General features: G+C 68.0%; 11 protein-coding genes. 3 read left to right on the top strand and 8 right to left on the bottom strand.

What is annotated here, in order from left to right:
- Together ACE37B_RS08685 and ACE37B_RS08680 are read right to left on the bottom strand one after the other, a co-directional pair.
- On the bottom strand, nucleotides 1-972 hold the full coding sequence (locus tag ACE37B_RS08685) for a hypothetical protein (protein WP_409922929.1): 972 nt from the start codon (nucleotides 970-972) through the stop codon (nucleotides 1-3).
- Nucleotides 972-1,751 (bottom strand): B12-binding domain-containing protein, encoded by a 780-nt coding sequence (locus tag ACE37B_RS08680; RefSeq protein ID WP_409922928.1) that lies wholly within the window; start codon nucleotides 1,749-1,751, stop codon nucleotides 972-974. Before ACE37B_RS08680 ends, ACE37B_RS08685 begins: the two co-directional genes overlap by 1 nt.
- A gap of 77 nt (nucleotides 1,752-1,828) precedes the next feature.
- On the opposite strand from ACE37B_RS08680, the gene ACE37B_RS08675 reads away from it, so the two are divergent.
- A complete protein-coding gene (locus ACE37B_RS08675; protein ID WP_409922927.1) occupies nucleotides 1,829-2,143 on the top strand; it encodes a WhiB family transcriptional regulator in 315 nt (104 codons plus the stop codon).
- Nucleotides 2,144-2,221: 78 nt separating this feature from the next.
- A complete protein-coding gene (gene dtd / locus ACE37B_RS08670; RefSeq protein ID WP_409922926.1) occupies nucleotides 2,222-2,677 on the top strand; it encodes a D-aminoacyl-tRNA deacylase in 456 nt (151 codons plus the stop codon).
- On the opposite strand, the gene lnt is transcribed toward dtd, so the two are convergent.
- The 5 genes from lnt to ACE37B_RS08645 form a co-directional block, all read right to left on the bottom strand.
- On the bottom strand, nucleotides 2,655-4,163 hold the full coding sequence (lnt, locus tag ACE37B_RS08665; RefSeq protein WP_409922925.1) for an apolipoprotein N-acyltransferase: 1,509 nt from the start codon (nucleotides 4,161-4,163) through the stop codon (nucleotides 2,655-2,657). The genes dtd and lnt overlap by 23 nt on opposite strands.
- Before the next feature lie 19 nt (nucleotides 4,164-4,182).
- On the bottom strand, nucleotides 4,183-4,977 hold the full coding sequence (locus tag ACE37B_RS08660; RefSeq protein WP_409922924.1) for a class E sortase: 795 nt from the start codon (nucleotides 4,975-4,977) through the stop codon (nucleotides 4,183-4,185).
- A gap of 153 nt (nucleotides 4,978-5,130) precedes the next feature.
- Nucleotides 5,131-6,477, bottom strand: a complete 1,347-nt coding sequence (locus ACE37B_RS08655; protein WP_409922923.1) for a protoporphyrinogen/coproporphyrinogen oxidase — start codon at nucleotides 6,475-6,477, stop codon at nucleotides 5,131-5,133.
- A gap of 78 nt (nucleotides 6,478-6,555) precedes the next feature.
- Nucleotides 6,556-7,686, bottom strand: coding sequence for a uroporphyrinogen decarboxylase (gene hemE, locus ACE37B_RS08650; protein WP_409922922.1), 1,131 nt, complete (start codon nucleotides 7,684-7,686; stop codon nucleotides 6,556-6,558).
- A 172-nt stretch (nucleotides 7,687-7,858) separates the two neighbouring features.
- Nucleotides 7,859-9,295, bottom strand: coding sequence for an LCP family protein (locus tag ACE37B_RS08645; protein ID WP_409922921.1), 1,437 nt, complete (start codon nucleotides 9,293-9,295; stop codon nucleotides 7,859-7,861).
- A gap of 142 nt (nucleotides 9,296-9,437) precedes the next feature.
- Between ACE37B_RS08645 and ACE37B_RS08640 the strand changes: the two genes are divergently transcribed.
- A complete protein-coding gene (locus tag ACE37B_RS08640; protein ID WP_409922920.1) occupies nucleotides 9,438-11,576 on the top strand; it encodes a HelD family protein in 2,139 nt (712 codons plus the stop codon).
- A gap of 60 nt (nucleotides 11,577-11,636) precedes the next feature.
- Here ACE37B_RS08640 and ACE37B_RS08635 read toward each other — a convergent pair whose 3' ends face one another.
- Nucleotides 11,637-12,929 carry a hypothetical protein gene (locus tag ACE37B_RS08635; protein WP_409922919.1) on the bottom strand — a complete coding sequence of 431 codons (1,293 nt, stop codon included), beginning with the start codon at nucleotides 12,927-12,929 and terminating at the stop codon, nucleotides 11,637-11,639.
- Nucleotides 12,930-12,971: the final 42 nt, after the last annotated feature.

Genomic DNA, 12,971 nt, shown 5'->3' with positions numbered 1-12,971 from the left:
TCAGTCCGAGGTGGGCCGACCGCGTCGCGGTGACCACCCGATCGCCATCGTACGCACAAGTGGCATCCCGGGGGCGACGAGTTGAGGTCGGCGGGCGAGCGCGTCGGGAGGACCCGACTGCGGCTCGACGCACGTGGCATGGGGCGGCTTGTCGAAGATCACGACGTGATCACAGTCGGACGACACGGTGATCGTCGATGCGATCGCCCGGTCGTAGTCGAGCTCGATCGGCCAGCGGGCGACGAAACAATCGTCCCAGGGGCCGCTCGACGGCTCGACGAGCGCGCCGGTGGGGAGCCCGGTCTCGTCGAGTTCGTACATTGCGAGCGCATCGAGGTGGAGTTGCGTGGGTTTGGCGAACCATGGATGCCAACCGATCGAGGCGGGGAACACGGCGCCGTCGACCGACTCGACCACGAGTGCGAGCGCGACCTGTGTCGCTGTCACCTCGATGCGCTGGCGAGCGATGCCTGGGAATGGCCAGCCCAGCGCCGTGTCGATGCGGCAGTGCATCTCGACGGCTGAGGTCTCGAGGAGGTCGACCGACCAGGCTCGGTCGAACACGGTGCCGTGGATGGCGTGCCTCCGAGGCGAGTCGTCGGGTCCCGGCACGGGCGGGTGCAGCGGGCCGCCACCGTCGCCGTCGCCGTCTTCGTGATTCAGATGGAGTTGCGTCGTTCGGTCGAACACGTGCAGTCGACCCTGTCGCACGCGGCCGGCCCACGGCGCCATCGGAAACGACCCCCACCCCGTGGACCACGCCGGCGCGTCGAGTGGCGCTTCGGCAAAGACCTCCACCGGATCCGATCCGCTGTCGTCGTGGAGGCGGATCTGGCGGATGCGCCCTCCGGCGGCGAGGGAGACATCCACCTCGACTCCGGCGACGGTGGAGGGAGCACCGTCACGTCGTGTCTGGCCACGTGGTGCGCCGTGGGAGAGGGTGATGGTGGGCGGAAGCGGGTCGAGGCTCATCAGCTGCGAGCAGCTTCGCACCGTTCGAGCAGGCTCTCCAGCGTCGAGCCGGGCCCTCCGAGGATCGCCGGTGTTCCTCGCGCCGTCAACGCCGCCGCGGTCTCGGCCGCGAGCTCGGCGGCGTCGCTGTTGGTCGAGGAGATGACTGCCACGTCGACGTCGTTTGCGTCGCAGAACGAGTAGAGCTCCTCGGGGGGCATGTCCGCGCCGAGGTGGTGAACATCCCAGTTCGCGTCGCGCAGGGTGAGGGCGGCCATCGCCGTCGGAAGGGAATGTCGGTCACCGGCGACAGCGGCGACCAGCACCGAGCCCTTCCGTCGTCCTCGCGGGTTCGTCGCGATCTCGCCGAGCAGGCGTTCGACGATCGCCGACGCTCGATGCTCGACCCAGATGCTGATCTCGCCGTCGTGCCATGACTGGCCGATGCGTCGCAGCGGTGGCACGAGCACCGTCTGGATGAGTTCGATGACGGGGGTGCCCTCGCCGACGAGCGATCGAGCGATGTGGCGGACGTCGGCTTCGTCGCCGTTCACGAGTGCCGTGTGCATCGAGTCGGCGTGACGATGGAGACGTTGCGGGCTCGGGGGCGCAGGAGGATGCTCGACGACCCGACTGGTTCGGAACCGGTCGATGTCGTCCAGTCTGACCTGGTACTTGCCGTTGACGAGCCGCGCCGGCAACTTGCCAGTGCGCACCCAGCGGTACGCGGTTTGGTAGTGCACGCCGAGCTCGTCGGCGACGTGCTGCAGGTCGAGTGCCGCATCAGTGGTTCCCGACATGAGCGGCGATACTACCCACACCGAGAAATAATGCGTAAGCGTGCTAATTGATGTTAAAGCACGCTAATATCTCATCCATGGCTCTCTCCCGACCAGATTGGCGTGACGATGCAGCGTGCAAAGGGCAACTCCACTTGTTCTTTGCCAAGAAGGCCGAACGCCCGCAAGCGCGAGCGCGACGAGAAGCGAAGGCGAACAAGTTGTGCTCGTCGTGCGAGGTCACGTCCGAGTGCCGCGAGTTCGCTCGGAGCAATCGCGAGTACGGGTTCTGGGCTGGCGAGTCCGAGGAGGATCGACATCTGCTCGGTTTCCACGTGAGTGCACCGATCGGGATCCGTGCCCGTCAGGCTCGAGCCGACACCGCTGCGATGCCGTTGTCCGAATCCGCCTGACGATTCCCGAATCCGCCTGACGGGGTCCGGGGTCGGCGCCGGGTCGCCGTCCACGGTTGGCGGCGGCACACTGAGGCGATGCGCGCGCTGGTCCAACGAGTCACCGGTGCCCGAGTCACGAGCCGGGCATCGACCGACGGCGAGTTCGTCGAGGTCGGGTCGATCGCCGCAGGACTCGTGGTGTTGCTCGGCGTCACCCATACCGACGACGGAGCGTCCGCCGACAAGATGGCGTCGAAGCTGTGGGGACTGCGCGTCTTCGACGACGACGCCGGCGTGATGAACGTGTCGTCGTCCGACGCCGGCGCCGAGGTGCTCGTCGTGAGTCAGTTCACGCTGTACGGCAACACGTCGAAAGGGCGACGACCGAGTTGGGTCGATGCGGCGCCGCCCGAGGTCGCCGAACCGCTCGTCGATCGGGTCGTGGAGGGGCTCCGCGAACTCGGTGCCACGGTCGGCACCGGGCGTTTTCGCACCGAGATGCAGGTCGAACTGGTCAACGACGGGCCGGTCACGGTCCTCGTCGAAACCTGACGTCGCCCGGCGGGCGACCGCGCCAGATCGCGATCGCGAGCAGCGCCAGCAAGGCAACGATGAACGGACCGTCGCCGAGGCTCGTGTACCAGGTGTTGCCGGTGCGTAACTCGATGGTGCGGGTGATCACGATCTGGTCGCGTTGGCTGGAGCGTTGCGCGACCTCTCCGTCCGGTGACACGAACGCGGTGAAGCCGGTTGGCGCTGCCTGCACCAGCCAACGACCGGTCTCGATCGCTCGCAATCGGCTCGACGCGACCTGCTGCGTCTGCACGATCGTGCCGGTGTAGCTCGCTCCGTTGGTCGGGTTGATGATCGCTTCAGCACCGAGCTTCACCCCTTCCCGCGCGCGTCCACCGAAGAAGACCTCCCACGAGATGACCGTCGCCAGGCGCTCGCCGGTCGGCAATTCGATGACCGCCGGGTCGGTGCCGGCGACCGCCTCGCCCACCCGGTCGACGGCCGAGGTGATTCGCTCGATGACGCCGCGAAACGGCACGTACTCGCCGAACGGGACCCGACGCACCTTGTCGTAGCGGCTGGTGATCTCGCCGTCGGGCGTGACGACGACCTGCGCGTTGGTGAAGCGTCGGCTCCCGTCGTCGGTGATGACGTCTTCGGTGAGGCCGACGGAGATCGGGACACCGAGGCGAGCGGCTTGCTCCGTGATGAGTGCGGCGGGCTGGGAGCCTTCGAACCGGTCGACATCCATGGTGTTCTCCGGCCAGAAGACCAGATCGAGATCGGGGTCGGCAGCGATCGTTGCCGTTGCCTCCAGATGACGTTCGGTCACCACCGACGAGGGGACGTCGAGCGCGGACGTTCCCTGCTGACCGCCACCTTGCACAGCGGCGATGCGCAGCGTGTCGCCAGTCGGAGTTCCCGTCGGCGCCACCGTCGACACGCCGATCACGAACGCGACGGCGACCAGACCGGCCACGGCTGGGGCCTCGCGCTGCCACGGCGCCGGTGCTGCTCGGCGGTCGACGAGTGCGGCGATCGCGAAGCCGAGTTGGAACACGAGCCAGGTCAACACGATCACGCCACCGACTCGGGCAACACCAGCGAGCGGACCGGACACCTGCGCGATCCCCATCGACGCAAGCGGCACACCGCCGAACGGAAACGAGAACCGCACTGCCTCGACAGCGGCGTGCGCGGCCGGCCGGCCGATCGCGCTCCATGGCCCCGACGGTGACACGGCGGCCGCCGCGGCGTGGAATCCGGCAAAAATCGCGGCGGCGATGAGGTAGCCGGGGACGGTCAGTTGGACCATCCAACCCATGCCGAGATACATCCACCCGGCACCGAACAGCCAACCGAGCCTGGCGCAGTCACGCGGTGACGGGGCCGATCCGAGCGCGATCCCGAACAGCACCACGCCGACGATCGACAGCGGCCAGAACCCCCAAGGAGGTAGGGCGAGAGCGACGGTGGCGCCGGCACCGAGAGCGAGCGCCGGACGCGCGAGGGGAGCGAGGGGCAAGGTCGTGACGATCTCGTGGCTAGACGGAGAGTTCGAGGTGCACCACGATGCGCTGTGCGACCGATCCGGGCGGATGGCAGGCGAAGAGCGTCGCTGTGGGCGTGTCGGTCTGATCCACGATCCAGATGGCATCGGGGTTGACGATCTCTGTGCCGGTCACGATGTACTCGATGACGTCGCCATCGATCGTGAACTCGACCACGTCGCCGGCGACGAGTTGATCGATGTTGCGGAACGGTCCGCCGTGGCTCGTTCGGTGGGCAGCGACGACGACGTTGCCGATCTGGCCCGGCATCGCCGTACCCGGCCAGTGTCCGGGCCCGTTGTCGAGGGTCGTCAGGCGGATCCCCGACAGCAGCGGCTCGGCAACACCCAGTTTCGGAATCGCGATGTCGCCGAGGCGAATCTGCTCTTCGAACCCGCGAGGGTCGGGCGGCGGGGCGATCGGCTCGGGAGGTTGCGCCGGAAGGGTCTCGGCAACGGTAGCCGGCGCGGTCGTCGGCGCTGGGGCCGTGGTCGTCGTCGTCGTCGTCGCTGGAGCCGTCGTCGTCGGTAGCGCAGAGGACGTGACGGTCGCCTCGCTGAACAGCGTCGGGTCGTCGATCGGTTCCGTGGTCGGGGGCGTCGAGGTCGTCGTGGCGCTGACGGCAGCGTCGGTCGAGGCAACGCGGTCGCCAGACGGCTGCAGGCTCCAAGCGACTCCACCGAGTGCGAGCACTCCGGCGGCAGCGGCGAGGCCGATTCGCAGACGCGTGGAAGTAGTGGAGGCAGCGGAGGATCCGGTCGGTTCGGTCTTCGTCCTCAATTTGCTCACGGTCGCATCATTTCCGGCGCTTCATTCCTGGCTCATTCCAGCATCGGCGGCTCGCGGCGCCGACATGAGGTCCGGGATCGAGGACGTGTGCCCGGGGGTGCACGCGGACCTCGGAATCATGCCGTGCGGAGAGCACGAGCTCGCTGGTTGGGTTCATGATGGCAGAGATCGCACGAATTCGGCGGCGCGTTCACCGTTTGTTCTGCCGCTGCGCACGCAGGCCGGCACGCCCATGCCATCGAAGGAGGCACCGGCGACGAAGATCCCGGCCGGCAGCATCGATCGCACGGAGTCGACCCACGCTCGATGATGAGGCCGGTATTGCGCGAAGGCGGCCGGCCAGCGCGTGATGCGGACCTCGATCGGGGTGAACGACACGCCGAGATGGTGGCGCAGGTCAGCGAGCGTGCGCTCGACGATCTCATCGTCGTCGAGGTGCATGACCGGCGCGCCGTCGCGGCCCAGCGACACTCGGAGAATCTGACCGCCCGCCGGAGGGGCCCAGTGTCTCCACTTCTGGCTCGCGAACGATGCGGCGGTCACCGACCGCTGCACCGGCTTGGGAACCAGATAGCCGCTTCGACCGTGGAGCCGTTCCGGCCACTCGTTGGCATCGACGTGCAGGGTCACCATCACCACGTCGGCGGTCTCGAGGCGATCGAATGCCGTCGCGAGTGCGTCGTCGAGCTCGATCGCGGCGCTGATCGCCGCGGCGGGTGTGGCGAATACGACGGCGTCGGTGGGGTCGCCGTTGACCCGCCAGCGGCTGCCGTCGGCTTCGACCGTCGCCGCAGCGCCCGTGTGGACGTCGCCGCCTTCGGCTCGGAATGCTCCGACCGCGGCGCTGGTGAGCCGTGAGATGCCCCCCGCCGGCGCAGCGAAGATCGGCGTCGACGTCGACGGGCGCGGCAGGGAGCGCGCGGCCAGCAAGACGCTGCGTCCGGTGGTCAGCGACGCGAGTTGTGGCATCTCGGCGAGGCTGAAGCGGTCGGTGTCGGTGGCATAGATGCTGCCGACGAGCGAGTCGACGAGCCGTTCGTGGACCTCGTCGCCGAACCGTCGACGGATGAACTCACCGATGCTGTCGGACTCGGTCGAGGTGCGCGGCAGCAACGGTTCGAGCGCTGCACGTGCTTTGCCCCGCCAGCTGAGGAGTCCGGTGCGTGCCAGGGCGAACGGGTTGCCCGGGACGCCGAGGACGAGCCCGGCCGGGATGTCGTGGAGGCCGTCGTGCCAGACGGCGGCGCCGATCGATTCGGGGTGGACGAGGTCGTCGCCGAGCCCGACGTCGCTCGCCAACGTCATCGCATCAGGCACACGGGCGAGGAAGGCATCGGCACCCGCTTCGACGGTGTCGAGGCCAGCGAAGGGCGTATCGAGCAGCTTGCCGCCCACACGATCCGCTGCTTCGTACAAGGAGACCGGTCCGGTGTCGGTGCGTCCGGCATACAACGCTGCTGCTGCTCCGGTTGCTCCCGCCCCGATCACCGCTACCGACATGCCCCCAGGCTATTGCCGGACCGATGAGGATGATCCGGTAGCGAGCGGATGATGCTCATCGCTACGGACCCGAGAACGTCAGGTTCGGGTGGTGGTCTGGACGTGGTCGACGATCGCGTGGAGGACGTCGGGATCGGTGTCGGGGTTGACTCCGTGGCCGAGGTTGAAGATGTGGCCCGGGTGCGGGGTGCCGTCGGCGAGTCGGTTGTCGGCGAGCACCCGCTCGGTGCCGACGAGCGCGGCGTCGTGACCAGCGAGTACCAACGCCGGATCGAGGTTGCCCTGCACGACGAGATCGTCGCCGAGACGGGTGCGCGCGTCGTTGATCGGCGTGCGCCAGTCGAGGCCGAGCACGCGATCGCCAGATGTGGGCATCGCCGCGTGCATCGATTCGAGGAGATGGTCGCAGCCGATCCCGAAGTGGATGAAAGCTGCGTCCGGATGGCGGTCATGCAACTCGGCGAACACGCGCGCCGAATGAGGACCGACGAAGCGGTCGTAGTCGCGTCGGGTGAGGGAGCCAGCCCAGGAGTCGAACAGCTGGAATGCTCTCGCACCCGCCGACAACTGCGCGCTGATGAACGTGATCGCCGAGGTGGCGAGGCGGTCCATCACGTCGTGGAAGAGCGCTTCGTCGGCGTACATCATCGACTTGGTGAAGCGGTAGTCCTTGCTCGGCCGCCCCTCGATCAGGTAGCTCCCGACAGTGAACGGCGCGCCGGCGAACGCGAGCAACGGGACCTGAGGAGGCAACTCGTCGACCAAGATCCGCACCGTGTCGACGACGTAGCCGACATCGTCGACCTCGAGCGGACGGAGCCGAGCGAGGTCGTCACGGCTGCGCAACGGCACCTCGGCGACCGGGCCAGTACCGGGAGCGACGTCGATGCCGAACCCGACTGCGTGCGGCGGCACGACGATGTCGCTGTAGAGGACGGCCGCGTCGACCCCGTAGCGGCGAACCGGCTGGAGGGTGATCTCGGCGGCGACGTCGGGTTGCTTGATCGCGTGGAGGATCGAGCCCTCGCCGCGAACGGCCTGGTATTCGGGCAACGAGCGTCCGGCTTGGCGCATGAACCAGACGGGCGTGTGGCTCCCGCGGCGTCCTTGCGCAGCATCGAGGAACGCGACGCTGAGGTCGTCGTCGCCGGACGCGGCGACGACCGGGGTCGCCGCGTCGGGCCGGGTGTCGGGCGGGGCATCGTCCATCTCCGTCGAACCTATCTGCGCCGCCTCGTGACCGGGCTCTCGTCGGCGGTGGCTGGGCTCAGCTCCGGACGCTGGGCCTTGCCCGGGATCTGAGCGGTGACCGAGCCGTCGTCGTCGTGCCGTGCTGCCGTCGTCGGGATGGTCGTCGGTCGGCGGGAGCGTGACGGCCGGGTCAGCTCGCGTAGCCGGATGGCTGGTCGGTGACGATGGCCGTCTGGACGGCGGCGACGATCGAGCGGATCTGGGTGTAGTCCGGTGAGCCGGGGGTGATGAGGGGCGGAGCGAGCCCGACCGACTCGCGAATCGCAGAGTTGTCGCCGAGTCGGTCGAGCAGGTCGCTGAACTCGCCCGCGGACAGCGAGGTGCGCATCGAGTCGTCGAGCACGCCGGTGACCGTGGTGAACGCTCGCAACGCCTCGCTGGTCGACACCTGCGAGCCGAGCGCCGACAACAACTGTCGCTGGCGTCCCATCCGCTGGTAGTCGGAGTCGGCCGACCGAGAACGTGCGTAGGCGATGGCGAGCGCTCCGTCCATGTCGACGAGGCCTGGTCCGATCGACGGGGGAAGCGGGCGTTCGCCCGGAAGGCTCGGCGGGAGCGGCACGCTCTGCCCGAGTTCGAGCGTGACGCCGCCGACGGCGTCGATCACCTCGGTGAATCCCTGCATGTTGACGAGCGCGAAATCGTCGACTCGCACGCCGAGCGAGTACCCGAGCGCCTCAGACAGGGCCACGGCTTCGGGCTGGAGCCCGTCGCTGCCGTAGTGAGCGGCGAGTTCGGGGTTGGTGTTCACGTGCGTGAAGACGGCGTTCGCGAGGTCGTCGAACCCGTTCGGGAACTCATCGGCGAGCGGCGTGCCGGGTGGGAACTGCAGTCGCATGAGATTGCGGGGGATCGAGATCAGTCCGGTGCGTCCCGACGCTTGGTCGATCGTGACGAGCATCATCGTGTCGGTTCGCATGCCCCAACGTCCGGGGCCGGCGTCGCCGCCGAAGATCAAGATGTTCGTGACGCCGTCTGGCGTCGTCACCGTCGACGGATCGAGCGTGCCGTCGTTCGCCGGGTCGAAGAGCGGATCGCTGCCGCCGGAGGCGAACACGTCGCTCACGGCACTGCGGGCACCGGCGGCCTGTGTGACGCCCCACACCACGGGAGATGCCAGGACGACGACGGCGGCCACGGCGATCGTGGTCCGCATGGCATTGCCGGCGCTGTGTCGAAAGGCGAGGGCGACTTCGGCGATGGCGGCGAAGCGAGCGACCACGGCGAGACCACCGATGGCGATCGCCGCCAGCAGGAACGTCGGGTCGAGCGCCAACCCGATGATCTCGTCGCGGTTGAGGACGACGATCGCGGCGATCGCACATGGCAACACCACGCCGAAGAGCAGCAATGCCACGGCGACGAAGGGAACCCGCCGCAGAGCGGCGGCGCCGGGTGCAACGATGGACGCCAGGAGTTGCGAAGTGGACGTGGCCGTCGGATCGATCGACGGGTCACGGTGCGAACCGTCGACGCCACGTCGGGCGCCACGGCGTCGCTGGCGTTCCCAGTCCTCGTCGAGGAGTTGGAGGCCGCTCATCGCGGGCATGTCGCGCTCGTCGATCATGCCGCTCGACCCTATCGACACGAAACCGCCGTAGCAATAGCTATTGACATTCACCATCCGTCGTGTTGCCCGCTCGATACCGGCCTGATACCGGCTCGAAACCATCTCGGTGGCGTGTCCCGATAGCCTTGACGCGCCCCGTATGACACAGCGACATCCCGACTTCGACGACGAACAGTCGTACATCGACCATGCGTACGACTGTCTCGAGAGCAGTCGCGTCGCCGCGTTCCGGATTCGCGACATGAACGAAGCCGACATGGGAGGCACGTTCCAGGCTCGATTCGAACGAAACGCCTTCGACGGGGCCCTCGTCAAGCGACTCGAAGATCTGCACCTCGGCGACGCGTCGCTCGTCTTCGGCCGAATCGATCGAGTTGCCGAGTCGCCTGACGAGTTCGAGACCTTCCACATCGGTCGACTCGCCGTCGCCGACGACGAGCGCGAACCCGTCGTCATCGACTGGCGGGCGCCGGTCGCCGAGCCGTTCTACCGCGCGACCGGCCGCGACCCGATGGGGATCGCCCGCCGTCGGCACTTCTCGATCGAAGGCCGCACCCTGCTCGGGATCGAAGACGAATTGTTCGGGGCAGGGCATCTCGGCGTCGGGCAAGACGACGGCCTGGGTGGCGTGGTCGCCGCCGAGACCGGACTTCGCGGCTACTCCACGCTGCTGGCTTCGCTCGAGCGAGGGCGCACGGGAACGCTCGGCGACATCGTCGCCACGATCCAGGCCGAACAGGACGAGATCATCCGCTCGCCGCAGCAGGGCGTGCTCGTGGTGCAGGGTGGTCCCGGCACCGGCAAGACGGTGGTTGCGCTGCACCGAGCCGCCTACCTCCTCTACACGCACCGTTTCCCGCTCGAAGACCAGGGCGTCTTGGTGATCGGACCGAACCGGGTCTTTCTTCGCTACATCGAGCGGGTGCTGCCATCGCTGGGTGAGGCCGGTGTGCAACAGGTCGTGCTCGCCGACCTCGTGCGCGGCGTGACGTATCTGCGCCCGGGAGAGCCGGGCGACGACACGCCCACGGCTGCTCGGATCAAGGGCGAAGACCGCATGTCCGACCTGATCGACCACGCGGTCGCCGATCGCAAGCGGCCGCTCAACGACGACGTCGTCTTGCCGCTCGGCACCGAGTACCTCCGACTCCGTGCTGCGGAGTCGGCGCGCATCGTCAAGAACGCCCGTCGCCGCTTCAAGCGCCACAATGCCGGTCGCCGATTCGTCGAGAACGAGGTCTATGCGGCGCTGGCGGCGACCTCGCGAGACGAAGAGATCGGACCGCGTCAGGTGAAGGACGCGTTCCGTGGCACCATCCAGATGCGCGAGATCCTCGACCGCATGTGGCCGGTGCTCACCCCGGCGCAACTCCTCCACGACCTCTTCGGCTCGAAGGCCCTGCTCAAGCTGGCGGCGCGTGGCGTGATGGACGAGCCCGATGCGCTGGCACTGTTCCGCCCGCGATCGGAATCGGTGCACGATGTGCGCTGGACGGCCGCCGACGTGGCCCTCCTCGACGATGCCTTCGACGTGCTCGGTCCCAAACCGGGTAAGGGCGGCAAGCTGGAGGAATCCGACGAGATCCGAACCTACGGGCACATCGTGATCGACGAGGTCCAGGACCTCACGCCGATGCAATTGAAGATGGCCGCTCGGCGATCTTTGAACGGCTCGATGACGATCGTCGGCGACATCGCACAGGCCACCGGCCCACTCGCTCCGACGGGCTGGGACGACGTGCTCGCTCACTTGCCCGACCGTCGTCCGGCCCGCGTGATCGGGTTGTCGGTCGGCTACCGCATCCCCGGCCAGATCATGGAGTTGGCGAACAAGGTCATGGCGGTCGCCACGCCGGGGCTGCGCGCACCGGAGTCGGTACGCGTCGGTGAGGTCGGCCCCTCGATCGTGCGGGCGCCGTCGCATGATGCACTGCCGACGACGGTGTGTGAAGAGGTCGTGTCGATGCGCGACGCGATCCCGGGCGCCTCGCTCGGCATCGTCGCGCCGGATTCGATGCTGCCCGAGATTTCCGAAGCGCTGACCGCGGCGGGGGTCAATCACGGCACGGCGACTCGGACCGGGCTCGACTCGGGTGTCACGCTGGTGCCGGTCAGCGTGGTGAAGGGGCTCGAACTGGACGGCGTCGTCGTGGTCGAGCCGGCGCGGATCGTGTCCGACACCGAGCAAGGGCTGCGGGCGTTGTACGTCGCTCTCACACGCTCGACGCAGCGCCTCACGGTCGTCCACGCGGCCGAACTGCCCGACGCGATGCGTTGACGCGAGGCGAGTCCGTCGACGCGGCCGGCCCGCCATGACGGACGTGCTCGCGAGTGTTCGTCAGGTGCAGTGATCGAGGCTGCAGCGCGCCGCCGCGGCGGGCACGTTCGGCGGTGCGTCGATGGTGAAGAACGTCGGGCGGTAGAACGACGACACCACGCCGTCCCATCGATTGTGCGACAGCGAGAGCATCAGCGGCTCGTCGGGCGAGGAGCCGGCCGCCGGTTCGACGAACGACGAGAAGTAGGTATTGCAGTCGAGTGCGCACTTGGGCGTGACCACGAACCGGTTGATCTCGAGGTACGGACCGGTCGGTCGAAGGGCGCGTTCCACCACCACCTCGTCGCCCCACCAGTCGTCGAGTTTGGTCACCGCGACCCAGTGGTTGTTGCGGAACAGGACCTGCGTCGGGCTCGCGAAGCGATCCGACTGGTCGATGATCGGAACCGCCCGCGTCGACTGCGTCGTCCAGCCGCTCCCGTGCCAATAGTGGGGGCGGTCGAACAGCCGACCCTTCGGCACGCGTGCGACGGTCACGCGGTCGGTGCACGAGCGGTCGTGGGCGAGGACGAAGATGTACGGGTCGAATCCGAACTGGCGGTGGCACTGTGCGAAGAGGTAGGTCCACTCGCGGTCGGACGCGATCGACCAGCCGTACAGGTCGCCGCTCGCGTCCGGGGGTGATCCGTACCACTCGACGTTCCAGGTCGTCGGATCGACTCGTGCGACGAACGTGGCGACCGGGACCGTGTGGCTCAGGTACTCCTCGCCGAGCTCGCGCATGTCGGCGGCGAACACATAGATGTCGCCGTCGCTGCCGATCTCCGCGTCGAGCGGCCAGAACCAACGGAATCGCTCGGCGGTGTCGTCGGGGAACAACCACGGACCCGGCTCCGAGACGGTGCCGCTGCGCAGCAGGTCGAAGCAGTTGTCACGCTGCACCATGCCGATGTTGTGCAAGATGCGGATCGAGCCGTCAGCAAGACGCATCTTGGCGTCCTGGAACGTCCACAGCACCTCGCCGGTCGGGAGGGCAAGGGTTCGCGGGTAGTCGGCCCCGATGATGCGAGCCGGTTCGGTGTCGAAGAGCGTGGCGAGCGATGCGGGCGACGCATCGGGCAGGCAGATGCTTCCCGCCAGCAGCGGTGCCTCGGCCACTTCGATGCCTTCGATGCCGTACGGACGATCTCGGGTGAGCGGGACCTCGTGGCTGCCTGCGATCGCCGCGATTCCTGGGGTTTCTGGTGTCCCCGACGTCTCTGGCGTCTCGGCGCCGACGCCGGGTGGGGTCGCGGTCATGACCGAGAGTGCGAGACAGCCGGCCAGGGCAGCGATGAGTCGTCGGCCTGGCATCGACTGAGTCTGGCGCATCACCGGCGTCGGGTGGCGGCACCC

It is taken from the genome of Ilumatobacter sp., from assembly GCF_046290335.1.
GTDB lineage: Bacteria > Actinomycetota > Acidimicrobiia > Acidimicrobiales > Ilumatobacteraceae > Ilumatobacter_A.
The sequence above is the reverse complement of the archived record's forward strand: the minus strand, read 5'-3'. Positions and strand labels throughout refer to the sequence as shown.